General features: G+C 73.8%; 14 protein-coding genes. 11 read left to right on the forward strand and 3 right to left on the reverse strand.

Translation table 11 applies throughout. From position 1 onward, the window contains the following. Positions 1 to 9 precede the first annotated feature (9 nt). Positions 10 to 441 carry a nuclear transport factor 2 family protein gene (locus QFZ82_RS13665; protein ID WP_307713430.1) on the forward strand — a complete coding sequence of 144 codons (432 nt, stop codon included), beginning with the start codon at positions 10 to 12 and terminating at the stop codon, positions 439 to 441. Positions 442 to 468: 27 nt separating this feature from the next. On the opposite strand, the gene QFZ82_RS13670 is transcribed toward QFZ82_RS13665, so the two are convergent. Beyond that, positions 469 to 1,275, reverse strand: a complete 807-nt coding sequence (locus QFZ82_RS13670) for a nuclease-related domain-containing protein (RefSeq protein WP_307713431.1) — start codon at positions 1,273 to 1,275, stop codon at positions 469 to 471. A gap of 153 nt (positions 1,276 to 1,428) precedes the next feature. Here QFZ82_RS13670 and QFZ82_RS13675 point away from each other — a divergent pair, with 153 nt between their 5' ends. From QFZ82_RS13675 to QFZ82_RS13700, 6 genes are all read left to right on the forward strand, one after another. Beyond that, positions 1,429 to 3,534 carry a PBS lyase gene (locus QFZ82_RS13675; RefSeq protein ID WP_307713432.1) on the forward strand — a complete coding sequence of 702 codons (2,106 nt, stop codon included), beginning with the start codon at positions 1,429 to 1,431 and terminating at the stop codon, positions 3,532 to 3,534. Between the two features lie 95 nt (positions 3,535 to 3,629). Beyond that, a complete protein-coding gene (locus QFZ82_RS13680) occupies positions 3,630 to 3,905 on the forward strand; it encodes a zinc ribbon domain-containing protein (RefSeq protein ID WP_307713433.1) in 276 nt (91 codons plus the stop codon). 245 nt (positions 3,906 to 4,150) lie between these two features. Further along, entirely contained in the window at positions 4,151 to 5,530 is a 1,380-nt protein-coding gene (locus QFZ82_RS13685) for an FtsW/RodA/SpoVE family cell cycle protein (RefSeq protein ID WP_307713434.1), read from the forward strand. After that, positions 5,527 to 6,984 carry a penicillin-binding transpeptidase domain-containing protein gene (locus tag QFZ82_RS13690; RefSeq protein WP_307713435.1) on the forward strand — a complete coding sequence of 486 codons (1,458 nt, stop codon included), beginning with the start codon at positions 5,527 to 5,529 and terminating at the stop codon, positions 6,982 to 6,984. Before QFZ82_RS13685 ends, QFZ82_RS13690 begins: the two co-directional genes overlap by 4 nt. 4 nt (positions 6,985 to 6,988) lie before the next feature. Further along, positions 6,989 to 8,047 (forward strand): amidase, encoded by a 1,059-nt coding sequence (locus QFZ82_RS13695; RefSeq protein WP_307713436.1) that lies wholly within the window; start codon positions 6,989 to 6,991, stop codon positions 8,045 to 8,047. Then, the gene (locus tag QFZ82_RS13700; RefSeq protein ID WP_307713437.1) at positions 8,044 to 8,499 is read left to right on the forward strand and encodes a DUF3291 domain-containing protein; all 456 of its coding nucleotides are present in this window, start codon (positions 8,044 to 8,046) and stop codon (positions 8,497 to 8,499) included. Before QFZ82_RS13695 ends, QFZ82_RS13700 begins: the two co-directional genes overlap by 4 nt. 44 nt (positions 8,500 to 8,543) lie before the next feature. Here QFZ82_RS13700 and QFZ82_RS13705 read toward each other — a convergent pair whose 3' ends face one another. After that, positions 8,544 to 9,659 (reverse strand): ferritin-like domain-containing protein, encoded by a 1,116-nt coding sequence (locus tag QFZ82_RS13705; protein ID WP_307713438.1) that lies wholly within the window; start codon positions 9,657 to 9,659, stop codon positions 8,544 to 8,546. A 180-nt stretch (positions 9,660 to 9,839) separates the two neighbouring features. On the opposite strand from QFZ82_RS13705, the gene QFZ82_RS13710 reads away from it, so the two are divergent. From QFZ82_RS13710 to QFZ82_RS13725, 4 genes are read left to right on the forward strand one after another with little or no spacing between them, the layout of a single operon-like run. Further along, positions 9,840 to 10,775 carry a diiron oxygenase gene (locus QFZ82_RS13710; RefSeq protein ID WP_307713439.1) on the forward strand — a complete coding sequence of 312 codons (936 nt, stop codon included), beginning with the start codon at positions 9,840 to 9,842 and terminating at the stop codon, positions 10,773 to 10,775. A 30-nt stretch (positions 10,776 to 10,805) separates the two neighbouring features. Further along, entirely contained in the window at positions 10,806 to 11,534 is a 729-nt protein-coding gene (locus tag QFZ82_RS13715; RefSeq protein WP_307713440.1) for a TetR/AcrR family transcriptional regulator, read from the forward strand. 10 nt (positions 11,535 to 11,544) lie between these two features. After that, entirely contained in the window at positions 11,545 to 11,820 is a 276-nt protein-coding gene (locus QFZ82_RS13720) for a hypothetical protein (RefSeq protein ID WP_307713441.1), read from the forward strand. A gap of 35 nt (positions 11,821 to 11,855) precedes the next feature. Further along, positions 11,856 to 14,579, forward strand: a complete 2,724-nt coding sequence (locus QFZ82_RS13725) for a PQQ-binding-like beta-propeller repeat protein (RefSeq protein ID WP_307713442.1) — start codon at positions 11,856 to 11,858, stop codon at positions 14,577 to 14,579. A gap of 169 nt (positions 14,580 to 14,748) precedes the next feature. Here the strand turns inward: QFZ82_RS13725 and QFZ82_RS13730 are convergent, their stop codons facing one another. Continuing rightward, the gene (locus QFZ82_RS13730) at positions 14,749 to 15,987 is read right to left on the reverse strand and encodes a styrene monooxygenase/indole monooxygenase family protein (RefSeq protein ID WP_307713443.1); all 1,239 of its coding nucleotides are present in this window, start codon (positions 15,985 to 15,987) and stop codon (positions 14,749 to 14,751) included. Positions 15,988 to 16,007: the final 20 nt, after the last annotated feature.

A 16,007-nucleotide genomic window follows, 5' to 3' on the forward strand; every position in this document is an offset into this window, starting at 1 on the left:
GGAGACAGAGTGACGCGACTGCCCGAGACCGGATACACCCCGACCGCCGAGGAGCTGGCGAGCATCCAGGAGTGGTTCGCCGCCTACGACGAGGCGAGCGCCGAGCGCGACGTCGAACGGATGGCGGACATGGCCGTCTTCCCGCTCAACCTGGTCAGCGACGACTCGGCGGGCGACGGCGCCTCGGCACAGTGGGACCGGCAGCAGTTCGTACGGACGATGACGCACGTGATGGGCGACGGCGGCGACGACATCGCCTTCGAGTCGGTACGGACGCCGGTCCTCCTCTCCCCCGCCATGGCCGTGGTCCTCACGGACTCGACCATGACCACGGACGGTCACACGCAGCAGCTGCGGTACGCGGACGTCCTGATCCGGCGGGACGGCCGGTGGGCGTTCCAGACGATGATGCAGGGCGGCTGGGGCGACAACCTGCGCTGAGACGGTGCCGCGCGGCGGGCGCGCGTTTCAGACGGCCAGCCAGGTGCGCCGGTCCCGTGCCGCCGCGTACAGCGCCTCGATGTCGGCCGGTTTCAGCACGCCGCCGAGCCGGGCCAGTGCGGGCACCTCGTCGTCCCGCAGGACGCGGATGTCCTGCGGGACGGACCGCGTCTCCAGCCGCGCGGCGCCCACCACGGCCAGCACCGGGCGCACCGCCTTGGCCAGCGCGTGGGCGGCGCGCTCGGCCCGGCGGCGCACCGCGCCCGCGTACCCGTCCCCCGGTCCGCGGCCGACCCGCACCACGGGGCCGAGGACACGGACCCGTGCGCGCCGCGCGGCGAGGACCTGCACCGCGAGGACCCCGCCGGGGCCGACGGCGAGGTGGTCGATGCGGTCGGCGCCCGGCAGCGGTACGCAGTGCACGGTCCGCCAGCCGGCGGACTCCAGCCGGTCCAGCGCCTCGCCCAGTCGCTGCTGTGCGGCGAGGTCGGCCCGGCGCGGGTCCCGGCGCAGCCGGCACAGGGCCGGCACGGGCCTCAGGTCCAGCTCGGCGTGCAGGGCCTCGCCGGGGCGGTTGGGCGCGAGGTCGTCGTCGGGATGAAGGGCGAGCCGGGCGAGGTCCGCCGGGGAGGGGACGGGCGGCGGGCCGACGGTGAAGTCGCCGGTGACATAGGGGGCCAGGGCCGCGAGCGCGGCATCCCTGTACTCCTCCAGAACCACACTGATCCGGCCGTTGTCAGGGTCGTACAAGGCGACCGTACGGCCGTCCGGAAGATTCACGTACAGCCTGTTACGGCCCCCTGCCCGCGCGAACGTCACCCGCATTCCCCGCATGGCACCACCACCCCTGACCATGGGATCAGCCATGGCGGCCGGGGGCAACATCCCGGCGTCCGGCAAGCGGCGTGATACCGGTCGCTTCGGCGGGGTCGTGGGGCACACTCTCCCCAGACAAGGACGGACGCAGGGTTCCGGGAGGGGGCAACGGTGTTCGCGGGGATCGAAGAGGTCGACTGGGCCTCTCTGGCGCACGCCTACGGCCCGGCAGTCGATGTGCCGGAGTTACTGCGCGGACTGGCCTCAGCGGATCCCGAGGAGCGTGAGCACGCGCTCGACGCGATGTACGGGTCCGTGCACCACCAGGGAGACGTCTACGACTCGACGCTCGCGTGCATCCCGTTCCTGATGGAGCTGGTGGCCGACCCCACGGTCGAGGACCGGGGCGGCATCCTGGAGCTGCTGACCAGCATCGGCGGCATCGACCTGGACGGCGACGACGAACTGGATCCGGAGGACGAGGAGTTCGAGGGGGCGGCGAACTACGCGATGGCGGCGTCGGCCGTGACGGCGGGCGCCGACGTGTTCCTGGCGCTGGCCGGGGACCACGACCGGGGGGTGCGGCTCGCGGCGCCGCTCGCGCTGGCGACGCTGCACAGCGATCCGGTGCGGGTGCTGGATCTGCTGCGGGAGAGGTTCGACCGGGAGACGGACAACGAGGTACGGCTGGCCTGCATCGACGCGGCGGGCCGGATAGCGATGCGGCACCAGTGCCTGACGCCCGACGTCGTCGCCTGGCTGATGACGATCGGCGGCCCGGCCTACTGCGCGGGCCTGCGGCTGGGCGCGATCGCGCAGGTCGCCCGCTGCGCGTCGGCGGACCTGCCCGCCGACGTGGTGCCGTGGGTGACCGGCTTGCTGCGCGAACTGCGGGCGGGGCCCGTCGTGGTGGCCGCGGCGGCCGACACGACGGCGCCGCCGGTGCTGGGACAGCCGCGCGAGATGCGGGCGGCGGCCGCCGCGGGCCGGGTGGCGCCGTGGACCGCGGACCTGCTGCGGACGCTCCACGCCGGCCTGGGCGACCGCGTGGACGACCGGATCGCGCTGCTGGCGGACCAGCTGTGCAGCCCCGACCGGGGCCAGCGCATCGACGCCGTACGGATGAGCGAGGCGCTGCTGCGGACCCTGCGCGGCGCCTACGAGGAGCTGGTGGGCCTGATCGGCGAGCAGCTCGCCGACCCCGAGCCGCGGCTCGGGGACGCGGCGGCCTACGTGCTCAAGGGCCTGTTCCAGCTGGCGGAGCCGGCGGCGGACGCGCTGCTGGAGCGGGTGGCGGCCGATCCGCACGGCTGGGTGCGCGAGTGGGACGCCGGGCCGCCGACGCTCGGCTCGGCCGTCATGGCACTGGTGCGGGCGGGCGACGCACGCATCGTGCCCGTGCTGGCACGGATCCTGGAGCGGGGGGAGGCACCGGGAGACCTGGGACGGTCGCTGGGCCGGCTCGGGACGGCGGCGGCGCCGCTCGGACCGGCGCTGTGCGACCGGCTCGCGCGCGTGGCGCTCGACAACACGCTCCACGAACAGGCCGGGCCGCTGCTGCACGGGCTGTCCGTCCTCCGGGCGGCCGACACGCTGCCCGAGGCGGTGCCCGCCGTGCTGCGGGTGCTGCGGGACGCTCCGGCGCACCGGCGGGAGGGGGTGGTCGAGTCGGCGCTGCGGGCGCTGACCGCCTTCGGCCCCGCCGCGCGCGAGGCCGTGCCGGAGCTGCGCCGGCTGGTGGCGGGACCGCACGCAGGTCGGGCCGGCGACGCGGGACTGCCCGCGGTGCTGACCGCGAGGGCCGCCGGTGCGCTGTGGGCGGTCGAGGGCGACGCTGACGCGGTGCTGCCGGTGCTGAGCGCGGTGCTGAGCGGGCCCGACCCGGGGGCCCGGCGCACGGCCGCCGCCGTGCTCGGCAGGCTGGGCCCGGCCGGGGCGCCGGCCGCCCATCTGCTCGGCGGGCTGCTGTGGTCTGCGGAACCGTGGACCCGGGTCGAGTCGGCCGCGGCGCTGTGGCGGGTGACCGGGGACCCGGTCCGGGCATGGCCGGTGCTGCGCCGGGCCTGGGGCGAACTCCCGCACGCCCGGGTGCCGGTCGCGGCGGCTCTCGCGGAGATGACGACGCGGGGCGCCGAGGGCGCGGACCGGCTGGTCGACCGCGAACTGCTGTCCGTACGGCGGCACAACGCGACCGACGCGGGCGCGGACGGCCATGACATCTTCACGGACGAGAGGCTGCTGGGCCTGTGCCGGCAGGCGGTCACGGGCGGGTCGTGACCGTCCGTGACCCGGCCGCCCGCGTACGCCGTGGCCCGGGGCGCGCCCTTCGTGGCGCGTGCGCGATCCTGGACCATGACGGAGGGAAAGAGAACATGATCATTTTTGGCACCAAGGGCTACCTGTACCAACTGGCCGTACTGACGCTCGTCTGCGGCCACTGCGGCAACCCGTCGGCGCACACGCTCCGCAAGCGGGTCACGAAGTTCACGCTGTTCTTCGTGCCGCTGTTCCCGGTCTCGACGAAGTACGCGACACAGTGCACGTTCTGCGGTGCGGAGCAGCGGCTGACGGCCCCGCAGGCGGAGCAGCTCCAGCTCCAGGCCGCCTCCGCCCCGTCCGCCGGGCACCAGGTACGCCCGGGCGAATGAGGCCTGCGGGCCGGTGATCGTCCCGGCGCGGCGGCCCGGCCGACCGGCGGCCGCCGCCCTGGTGGCGGGCCTGCGCCGGCGAGGGCGAGCTGCGGTTCCCGAACGCCGTGGACGGGGGGCGCCGTCGCGCGGTGACCGTGCCCGCGTACGTACGGTTCACGGACGACGGCCCGCCGGACTGCCCGCCGAAGATGTTCCATGACATAAAGGGGCAAATACTCTTACGGCTTGCTACGTTGCGTGGCATGACCGCAACGGCGGCGGTGCCGCCCCCGCCCGCGCCACGCCCCGCCAAGCGGCGGGGCGTGGAACTGTCGCTCCTCGTCGGCGCCGTCCTCGTCTCCGTCTACGGCTACGTCGCCGTCGGCCTCGGCCGGCAGGGGGCCGTACCCCCGGACACCCTGCGGTACGGCGCCGGGCTCGGGCTCCTCTCCCTCCTCGCCCACCTCGCCGTCCGCCTGCGGGCTCCCTACGCCGACCCGCTGCTCCTCCCCATCGCCGTCCTGCTCAACGGCATCGGGCTCGTGCTGATCTACCGGCTCGACCTGGAGACACCCGGCGACGTCGCCGCGCCCGCCCAGCTCGTGTGGTCCGCGCTCGGCGTCGCCCTGTTCATCGCCTCCGTCATCACCCTGCACGACCACCGGGTGCTGCAGCGCTACGCGTACGTCAGCGTCGTCGCCGCCCTCGCCCTGCTCTGCGCGCCGATCCTCTTCCCCGCCGTCAACGGCGCCCGCATCTGGATCCGCGTCGGCGGACTGTCCATCCAGCCGGGCGAGTTCGCCAAGGTGCTGCTCGCCGTGTTCTTCGCCGCGTATCTCGCGGCCAACCGGGGTGCGCTCGCCCGCTCGGGGCGGTGGTTCTCCGGACTCCAGCTGCCCGCGGGGCGCGTTCTCGGTCCGGTGCTCGCGATCTGGCTGGTGAGCGTGGGCGTGCTGGTCCTCGAACGGGACCTCGGCACCTCGCTGCTGTTCTTCGGGCTGTTCGTCGTGATGCTCTACGTGGCGACCGGCCGGACCGGCTGGATCGCGGTCGGCCTGCTGCTCGCCGCGGCCGGCGCGTACGCGGTCGGCTCGCTCGAACCCCACGTCCACGGCCGCGTCCAGGACTGGCTCGACCCGTTCGCGAGCATCGAGGCCGGGCAGGGCCCGGACCAGCTCGCCCAGTCGCTGTTCGCCTTCGCCACCGGCGGAATGCTCGGCACCGGCCTCGGGCTCGGCCACTCCGTGCTCATCGGCTTCGCCGCCAAGTCCGACTTCATCCTCGCCACCGCGGGCGAGGAGCTCGGCCTCGTCGGCCTGACCGCGCTCTTCCTGCTGTACGCGCTGCTCGTCGCCCGGGGCTACGGCGCCGCGCTCGCGCTGCCCGACGCGTTCGGCGGGCTGCTCGCCGTCGGGCTGTCGTCGATCATCGCGCTCCAGGCGTTCGTCATCGCGGGCGGCGTGACGGGGCTGATCCCGCTCACCGGCATGGCGATGCCCTTCCTGGCCCAGGGCGGCTCCTCCGTCGTCACCAACTGGGTGATCGTCGCCCTGCTCGTCCGCCTGAGCCACTCGGCGAGGGCGCCGCGGCCCGAGGCGGCCGAGCCGGAGGCCGTCGCCGCACTGCCGGTGGCCGGCCGGTGACCCGGTACATGCGGCACGCGGCCGCCTTCTGCGTGCTCCTGCTGGCCGCACTCCTCGTCAACGCCGCACGGGTGCACGTCGTCGAGGCGCCCTCCCTGGTCGACAACCCGGCCAACCACCGCACCGCCATCGCCCGTTACGCACAACCGCGCGGCGACATCCTCGTCGACGGCGGGCCGGTCACCGGCTCCCGGGACACGGGCGGCCGGATGCGGTACGAACGGACCTACCGCCACGGACCGCTGTTCGCCCCGGTCACGGGCTACGCCTCGCAGACGTACGGCACCTCCCTGCTGGAGAACATCGAGGACGGCATCCTCTCGGGCACCGACCCGCTGCTCTCCCCGCTGCCGTTCTGGAACGACCTCAGCCGCGGCCGCCCGCCCGGCGGCAGGGTCCACACCACGATCCGGGAGGCGGTGCAGCGCGCCGCGTACGAGGGACTGAACGGCCGGCGCGGCGCCGTCGCCGCCGTCGAACCCGCGACGGGCCGCATCCTGGCCCTGGTCAGCAGCCCCTCGTACGATCCCGGCGAGCTGGCCGGCTCCGGCGAGGACACGGCGGACGCGTGGGCGCGGCTGAACGGCGCCCACGCCCGGCCGATGCTCAACCGGGCCATCCGGCAGACGTATCCGCCCGGATCCGCTTTCAAGATCGTGACGGCTGCGGCGGCGCTGGACTCGGGTGTCGTCGACGACGTGGACGCGCCGACCCGCACACCGGACCCGTACGTCCTGCCCGGTACCGGCACCACGCTGCCCGATGCGACCGAGGGCTGTGAGAACGCCTCGCTCGCGTACGCGATCCAGTGGTCGTGCAACTCCGTGATGGCCGGGCTCGGCACGCGGGTCGGACTCTCCGGGATGGTGGAGGCGGCCGCCGGGTTCGGCTTCAACGACGCGGGGCTGCGCATCCCGGCGGCGGTCTCGCGGTCGAACTTCGACACCGACATGTCCGTGGACCAGCTCGCGCTCTCCTCGATCGGGCAGTTCAACACGACCGCCACGCCCCTGCAGATGGCGATGGTCTCCGCGGCCGTCGCCGGCGGCGGCCCCGTCCGGTACCCGTACCTGGTGGAGCGGGTGACCCGGGCGGACGGCGACCCCGTGGCCCAGTACGGCCCCCGGTCCTACCGGCAGGCGATGAACCCGGCGACGGCGATGCACATGCGCCGGCTGATGGTGCGGGCCGTCGAGGAGGGCACCGGGAGCAACGCGGCGATCGAGGGGGCGGTCGTGGGCGGCAAGACCGGCACGGCCCAGCACGGCCTCGGCAACGCCGGTATCCCCTACGCCTGGTTCATCGCCTGGGCCCAGGCCGCGAACGCGGCGCAGCCCGGGGTCGCGGTGGCGGTGGTCGTGGAGGACGCCGCCGCGGACCGGGAGGAGATCAGCGGCGGGGGCAGCGCGGCGCCGATCGCCCGCGCGGTCATGGAGGCGGCACTGCGAGACTGACGGCATGGACGTGGCGCGGGCACTGGAGACCATCGGACGGCTCGATCCCGGGCTGAGCGCCTTCGTCGAGGTGTGGGGCGACCGTGCGCTGGAGCTGGAGCGCGCGGTGGATCCCGCACTGCCGCTCGCGGGGGTGCCGTTCGCGGTGAAGGGGCGGTCGGGCCTCGGTTCGTACGCGGCCCGGCGGCTGATCGCGGCGGGCGCGGTCCCGGTCGGGTCGACGTCGGTGCCCGGCCCCGGCACGTACTGGCAGACCTGGGGCCTCGGCGCGCACGGTCCCACCCGCAATCCCTGGCGCGCGGACCGCACCCCGGGCGGCTCGTCGGCCGGTTCGGCGGTGGCGGTGGCCGCGGGGATGGCGGCGCTGGCGACCGGCAGCGACGGGGCGGGCTCGGTGCGCATCCCGGCGGCGTGGTGCGGGGTGTTCGGCCTGAAGACGACGAACGGGCTGCTGCCGTCGCCGGACCGCACCGGGCTCGCGTCGGCCGGTGTGCTGACGCGGACGGCGGCGGACGCGCGGGCGTACCTGCGCTGTGTGGGGGCCGGGGAGGCGGAGTCCGCCCCGGATCTGCCGCTGCGGGCGGTGTGGTCGCCGGACCTCGGTTTCGCGGACGTGGACCACGAGGTGCTTGCCGTCGCGCGGGCGGCTGTGGAGCGTCTCGTGTCGGCGGGCGTCGTACTCATGCGGGCCCTTGACACGTCCCTGCTGGACCCGGCGGAGGCGTGGACGGCGGTGCGGGCCGGGCGGGCGGCGGAGGGCGCGGCGGTACGGGAGGAGAACGACCGGCGGCTCGACGCGCTGTTCGCCGGGGCGGACGTCCTGATCACCCCGGCCACGCCCAACCGCCCGCACGGCCACGACGGCCCCGGCCCCGACGTCTACTCCACGGCGCTGACGTGGGTGTTCAACCTGAGCGGCCATCCGGCGGCCAGCGTTCCGGCGGGCTTCACGAGCGACGGCTGCCCGGTCGGACTCCAACTGGTGGCGGCGCGCGGGGCGGACGTCCCACTGCTCGAAATGTCGGTCGCGGCGGAAAGGCATCTGATTACTGTGCGGCCATGACCGCATACGAACTCGCACAGGTGAACACAGCCCGGCTCAAACACCCTCTGGACTCTGCCGAGTTGAAGGACTTCGTCGACAACCTGGACCCCGTGAACGCCGTCGCCGACGCGGCCGACGGGTTCGTGTGGCGCCTCCAGGACACGACGGGCAACGCGACGGACCTGCGGGTGTTCGGCGACGACACGTTGATGGTGAACATGTCGGTGTGGCGGGACACGAACGCGCTGACGGCGTTCATGTACCAGGGGACGCACCGCGAACTGCTGGCGCGCCGCTACGAGTTCTTCGAGCGCGTCAAGGAGGTCATGACCACGATGTGGTGGGTCCCGGCGGGCCACCGCCCGACGGTCCGGGAGGCGGAGGAGCGCCTGCTCCATGTGCGCGAGCACGGGCCGACGGAGTACGCGTTCACGCTGCGCACGTCGTTCCCGCCGCCGGTGGCAGGGTGATCAGCGGCGCCGTTTGACCGCGGTGAGGTGACCGCCTGGGTTCTTCAGCCGTCGGAGAGCCGAGCGCCCTCCGCGATCGCGTCCGTCACCTCGGACACACGCTCCTGCTCCTCGGCGGCGAACCGTTCCCGGTCGAGCTGTTCGGCCAGTTCCTCGTCCTGGCTCATCAGCAGGTCGAGGCTGGCGTCGCCCATCTCGAAGACGCCCATGTCCAGGTAGGCCTTCTGGAGCCGTTCGCCCCACAGCCCGATGTCCTTGACGCACGGCACGATGCGGCTGAACAGCAGCTTGCGGAACAGGTGGAGGAACTCGGACTGCTCCGAGTACTCCTCCGCCTCCTTGCGCGAGATGCCGAAGTTCTCCAGGACCTCGACACCGCGCAGGCGGTCACGCATGAGGTAGCAGCCCTCGATCACGAACTCCTCGCGTTCGCGCAGTTCGGCGTCGGTGAGCTGCTGGTAGTAGTCGCGCAGGGCCATCCGCCCGAAGGCCACGTGGCGGGCCTCGTCCTGCATCACGTACGCGAGGATCTGCTTCGGCAACGGCTTGGTCGTCGTGTCGCGGATCATGCCGAAGGCGGCGAGCGCCAGGCCCTCGATGAGGACCTGCATGCCGAGGTAGGGCATGTCCCAGCGGGAGTCGCGCAGGGTGTCGCCGAGCAGGCTCTGCAGGTTGTCGTTGATCGGATAGAGCATGCCGATCTTCTCGTGCAGGAAGCGCCCGTAGATCTCGGCGTGCCGGGCCTCGTCCATGGTCTGGGTCGCCGAGTAGAACTTGGCGTCGAGGTCGGGGACGGACTCCACGATCCGCGCGGCGCAGATCATGGCGCCCTGCTCGCCGTGGAGGAACTGGCTGAACTGCCAGGCCGTGTAGTGCCTGCGCAGCTCGCCCTTGTCCTTGGCGGTCATCTTCGCCCAGTGCCGGGTGCCGTACAGGGTCAGCGCCTCGTCGGGGGTGCCGAGCGCGTCGTACGGGTCGACCTCCAGGTCCCAGTCGATGCGCCTGGTGCCGTCCCACTGCTTGTCCTTGCCCTTCTGGTACAGGGCCAGCAGCCGTTCGCGGCCGTGGTCGTACTCCCAGCTGAAGCGCGCAGCGCCGGAGGCGGGGACCTGCCAGAGCGGGTTCCCGGGTGCGTGCGTGTAGTGCTCGTACGTCGACACTGGCGGCTCCTTCGCCTCGTATCCAGTTTCGTACTCACCGATGTGCAAGGACAGTTGGCAGGCTCACACGGTGGTAGACGCGCAGTCAACAAGTCGTGCGCGAGGGATTGACGGGCTTGCTGACGGGCAGTCTCATAACGGGTGACGACCGGTAACCCCACGCGCGAGGTGTCCTCAGCCATGACAACCGTGAGCGAACGCGAGGTGCAGGTGCTCCGCGACGCCCTGGGCCCCCTTCGGGACCGCGAGCAGGTCGCCGCCCGCCTGCTCGAGTCCTCCGCCAAGCACTCCTTCGACCCCGACAAGGAGCTCGACTGGGAGGCGCCGATCGAGGACGGCAAGTGGTTCTGGCCGCCGGAGCTCGTGTCGCTCTACGGCACTCCGCTCTGGCACCGGATGTCCGAGGAGCAGCGGATGGACCTGGCCCGGCACGAGGCGGCGTCGCTCGCCTCGCTCGGGATCTGGTTCGAGATCATCCTGATGCAGCTGCTGGTCCGCCACATCTACGACAAGTCCCTGACCAGCAACCACGTCCGCTACGCCCTCACCGAGATCGCGGACGAGTGCCGGCACTCGATGATGTTCGCCAGGATGATCGAAAAAGGCGGGGCGCCTGCCTACCCGGTGCCGCGGATCTACCACAACCTGGCGCGCGTGCTGAAGACCGTCTCGACCACGCCCGGGTCCTTCGCGGCGACGCTGCTCGGCGAGGAGATCCTCGACTGGATGCAGCGTCTCACCTTCCCGGACGAGCGGGTGCAGACCCTGGTGCGCGGAGTGACCCGTATTCACGTGGTGGAGGAGGCCCGCCATGTGCGGTACGCCCGCGAGGAGTTGCGCCGCCAGATGGTGACGGCGCCGCGCTGGGAGCAGGAGTTCACGCGCCTCAGCTGCGGCGAGGCCGCCCGCGTCTTCAGCGTCTGCTTCATCAACCCGAAGGTGTACGAGAACGTGGGGCTCGACCGGCGCGAGGCCGTCGCCCAGGTGCGGGCGAGCGGTCACCGGCGCGAGGTGATGCAGTCGGGGGCCCGGCGGCTCACCGACTTCCTGGACGACATCGGCGTGCTGCGCGGAGCGGGCCGCAGGCTGTGGAAGAGCTCCGGCCTTCTCGCGTAGCGCGACGGGGCTGCGGTTACGCTGCGAAGCATGACCAGTCCTGCTCCCGCGGCCCGCGCATACCGACGGCTCAGCGTCGAGGAGCGCCGCGCGCAGCTGCTCGCGGCGGCCCTCTCCCTCTTCGCGCACCAGCCGCCGGACGAGATCTCGCTCGACGACGTGGCGGAGGCCGCCGGTGTCTCCCGGCCCCTCGTCTACCGCTACTTCCCGGGCGGCAAGCAGCAGCTGTACGAGGCGGCGCTGCGCTCGGCCGCCGACCGGCTGGAGGACTGCTTCGCCGAGCCGGCCGCCGGGCCGCCGACCGCCCGGCTGGCCCGGGTCCTGGACCGCTACCTGGTCTTCGTCGACGAGCACGACACCGGGTTCAGCGCGCTGCTGCGCGGCGGGAGCGTCGTCGAGACCTCGCGTACGACGTCGATCGTCGACGAGGTGCGGCGGTCCGCGGCGGAGCAGATCCTGCTGCACCTCGGCGCCGAGGGCGCGGGGCCCCGGCTGCGGATGATGGTGCGCACCTGGATCGCGGCCGTCGAGGCGGCGTCGCTGATCTGGATCGACGAGGGCAAGCAGCCGCCGGCCGCCGAGATGCGGGACTGGCTGGTCGACCATCTGATCGCCCTGCTCGTGGCGACGGCGGCGACCGACGAGGAGACGGCGGGAGCGGTCGCGGACCTGGTGGCCCAGGAGACGTCGGCCGGCGCGGTCGGCACGCTGGCCCGCCGCCTGGTACCGGTCGTCGGCGGGGCGTCGCATCTGCTGTGACACTGGAGCCGTGAGAAGCGAGAACACCCCCTTCGTCGGCGGCCCGATGGACGGACGCGTCCTGCCGGTTCTGGTGGGCCCCACGGGCCACCCCCCGAAGTGGTACAGGATCCCGGTCCCGCAGGGCGACGGCAGCCCGCCCATGGTCCACGCCTACCGCCGTGTCCCGGCCGGCCACACGAAGCGGCTGGGCCTGCAGCGCGGCTGGAAGTACGAGTACGCACCCGAGGGCGTGGAACGGCGTGAGGTCAGGTGGCCCTGGTCGAAGCCGAAGGGCACGCCATAGGATCACGGGACCGTGTCACCAGGGGGGATGTCGCGATGGAGCCGCTGCAGCCGGACGATCCGGGCCTGATCGGCCCGTACCGCACGCTGGCCCGCGTGCGGGAGTCGGCCAGTTCGGTCCGCTTTCTGGCCGTCGGTCCGGACGGGGCGGCATCCGTGGTCGCGCTCGTACGGCCCCGGCTGGCCGCCTCGCGCGTGTTCCGGCGCCGCTTCCGGCACGAGACCCGCAGGACGGAACAGCTCGCCGGGGGCTGGGTGCAGCCGGTCGTGGCGGACGTGGACGGTCCCCTGCTGTGGACGGCGAGTGCGTACGTCCCCGCGCTCACCCTGCGGGAGGCGATCGCGCTCGCCGGCCCGCTGCCGGGGCGCGCGGTGCGGATCCTGGGCGCCGCGCTCGCCGAGACCCTGTCCCGTGTGCACGCCACGGGCACGGTGCTGCACGGCCTCTCGCCCGACACCGTGCTGCTGGCGGCGGACGGCCCGCGGGTGACGGCGCTCGGCGCACTGGGCGCGGCGGCCGTCGCCGAGGCGGACGCGGACGGTCAGCTGACGGTGAAGCTGAGCTACCTGACTCCCGAACAGGCCACGGGCGCTCAACCGGGCCCCGCCTCGGACATGTTCGTCCTCGGCCAACTGCTCGCGTACGCGGCGACGGGGACGACCCCACTCGCGGATGCGGACCGGATCGCCCACGGCGAACCGGAACTCGGCGGCGTCCTGGAGGAGTTGCGCCCGGTCGTGGCGTCCTGCCTGGCGAAGGCCCCCGGCGAACGCCCGCCCGCCGGAACGGTGGCGGCGGACCTGGCCCTGGAGGGCGCGTCCGCGCTGGCTCGTGACGGCTGGCTCCCGGACGCACTGCTCTCGGCCCTGGCGGCGCAGGAGTGGGAGACGGCGACGCTGGTGTCGGGCGGCGGGGCGCTGCGCGCGGGAGCGGCGGGGGGCGCCGTGGTGCCGGCTGCGGGCGCCCAGGCGAGCGCCGTCGTCCCGGCAGCGGGCGCGGTGCACGGCGCCGCGGGCGCGGGCGGCACGGGCACCGGTGACGCGGGTACCCCGGGCACGGCTGTGGCCGACGCCGCCCAAGCCGCCGGCGCGACCGGCGGCACGGCGTACGCGGCGGGCAGCGCCGTGGAACCGGCTGCACGCAGCTCGGTCGCCCCCGGCGCGAGCCCGGCGGCGAGTGCCGACGGCAGGGGCGGCGGGGCCGCACCCGCGACCCTCGGGAACGGGCACGTCGAGGACCGGGACACCATGCTCGTGCGGCTGGCCGGTGGCGCGGGGCAGGACGCCACGCCCCTCCTCGGGAGGGAACCCGCCGCACCGGCCGCCCTCCCCGTTCCCGCACCGGCCGCCCTTCCCGTTCCGGCACCGGCCGCCCTCCCCGCCGTCGTCCCACCGGTCCTGCCCGTCGTCACCACCGCGCCCGCACAGGACCCCGGCATCGCGCGCCGCGGGCTGCTCGTCGCGGCCGCCGCCGGTGTCGCCGGGCTCGTCGTCGGCGGCGGGGCGGTGTACGCCCTCGCCGGGGACGGCGAGGACACGGCCAAGCCGGCCAGGCCGGCGCCCGCCCCGCGGCCGAGCCGCATGGCCGGCCTCGCGCCCGAACCGACGTGGCGGTACGCGCACCCGGCCACCGGCGACCAGCCGGTCGGGGCGACCGTGTGGCGCGACCGGCTGCTGCTGGTGACGGACGGCGAGCGGATGACCGGCGTCGATCTGCGCACCGGCAGGCGCCGGTGGGAGCTCCCGGACGCCGCGTCCACCTCCCGGGCGGTGCCCGTCGACGCCACGTTCTGCCTCGTCGACACCGCCGACGCACTGCTGTGGGTGTCGGCCGAGGACGGCCGGCCCGGCCACCGCGTGGCCAAGGAGACGCTGGCGCAGCCGGGCGAGAGCCTCACGATCGGGAACGTCATGGGGGCCGACGGCCCCACCGCCTGGTTCACCGCCCACGTGCGCAGGACGGTGGAGAAGACCGTCAAGAAGCGCAAGCGGAAGGTGGAGGTACGCGAGACGTACGTCATCGCCTACGACCTCGCCGGACGCAAGCAGCTGTGGCGGGCCCGCGTTCCCGACGGGCGTGCCCCCTACACACCGCGGTACCAGCTGGTGGCGGCCCGCCCCGGGGAAGTGCTCGTGCGGCAGGACGGCCACACCCTCACCCCCGCGCAGCGCAGGGCCGCCAGGAACGGCACCGTGCTCCTCGGCTTCGACCGCGGTACGGGCAAGGCGCTCGCGTCCGTTCCGCTCAGCGCGGTGGCGCCCACCGCCGCCGTCACCGGTGACGCGGCGGGCAGGCTGTACGCCGCGTCGGGCGGCGAGCTGCACGCGTACTCCGGGCCGGACGGCAAGCGGCAGTGGCGGGTCGCCGCGGCCGACGCGCGCGGCGAGAGCGGCGTGTTCGCCTTCGGCACGGCCGCCTTCCACGGCCCGACCCTGTATGTCGCCAACCGCTACCAGCAGGTGTGCGCCGTCGACACGGCGACCGGTCGCCCGCTGTGGCGCCGCTCCACCGAGGCACCGGTGTGGCGCGAAACCCCCTCGACCGCCCTGAGCACGAGCGGCCGCACCGTCCTCGCGGGCGACGCCGCGCAGCTCACCGCCTTCTCCGCACGCGACGGCCGGCGGCTGTGGAAGTTCCAGGAGGCGGGCACCACCGACGCCGAGGAACAGGCCGCGCCGCGCTACACGGCGATGCCGGCCGGGGACCGCGGGGTTCTCGTCCGCCGCGGCCCGGTGTTCTACGCCCTGCCCGTGGACTGACGGGTCGCCGCAGGGCCCGTAGCCACACCGCCCCTCGCGCGCGGGCGAGCCGGCCGGCGCCGTCGACCAGGTGCTCGGCGATCTCGGGGACGGGGTCGTCGAGGCGCGCCCCACGGGAGCCCGTCCTGCGGGCCGGGGAGGCGCCCCGTCGCGTGAACCGGCGGCGCCGTCAGGCGCCCTGGGCGACCTCCGCCAGGTAGGCGCCCGCCTTCTCGGGGTCGTAGAAGAAGTTCTCGAAGTCGGCCGGGTTGTTGAAGCCGTTCGCGAACCGGTTCGCGACCGGCTGGAGCTGGCCGGCCGCGCCGATCAGGTTCAGCACGTGCTCCGGCGGGACGCCCAGCATCGCGTTGGTCCACTTGGTGACGTGCTGCGCCGTCTCCCAGTACCGGTCGAACGTCGCCTGCATCCACGCCTCGTCGAACGGCTTGTCGCCGTGCTCGGTGATCGAGGCCAGGTACGAGGCCGCGCACTTGGACGCCGAGTTGGAGCCCTGGCCGGTGATCGGGTCGTTGGCCACGACCACGTCCGCGACGCCGAGGACCAGGCCGCCGCCGGGGAGACGGCCGATGGGGTTGCGCACGGTGGGCGCGTAACGGCCGGCCAGCGTGCCGGCCGCGTCGGTCAGCTCGACCTTCGTGGCCCGCGCGTACTCCCAGGGCGTGTACTTCTCCATCAGCTCCAGCGTCAGGGAGAGGTGCTCGGAGGGGTCCTTGACGCCCTGGAAGACGTCGAGCGGTCCGCCGGGGGTGCCCTCCCAGAACAGGATGTCGGCGCGGCCGGACGTGGTGAGGGTCGGCATCACGAACAGCTCGCCGACGCCCGGCACCAGGTTGCAGCGCACCGCGTCGTAGTCCGGGTGCTCGGGGCGCGGGCCGAGGCCGTGGACGTAGGCGACGGCGAGCGCGCGCTGCGGCTCGGCGTACGGGGAACGGGAGGCGTCCCGGCCGAACATGGAGACCAGCTCGCCCTTGCCGGCGGACACCAGCACCAGGTCGTACGTGCGGGAGAAGTAGTCCAGGTCGGACACGGCCGCGCCGTGGATGACCAGCTGTCCGCCGCGCTGGGCGAACGTCTCCATCCAGCCCGCCATCTTGACGCGCTGGTCGACGGACTGGGCGTAGCCGTCGAGCCTGCCGACCCAGTCGACGGCGCGGCTCGCGTCGGGCGCGGCGACCGAGACGCCGAGGCCCTCGATCTTCGGGGCCTGCGTCTCCCAGAAGTTGATGCCCAGGTCGCGCTCGTGCTGGAGGGCGGTGTGGAACATGCACTGCGTGGACATGACCCGGCCGGACCGGATCTCGTCCGCCGTGCGGTTGGACATCAGGGTGACCTCGTAGCCCTGGGACTGGAGGCCGAGGGCGAGCTGCAGTCCGGACTGGCCGGCGCCGACTATGAGAATCTTCCGCATGACAGGGGTGCTCCGTAGAT

Origin of the sequence: Streptomyces sp. V4I23 (assembly GCF_030817975.1) — a bacterium.
In the GTDB taxonomy this organism is placed as follows: Bacteria; Actinomycetota; Actinomycetes; order Streptomycetales; family Streptomycetaceae; genus Streptomyces.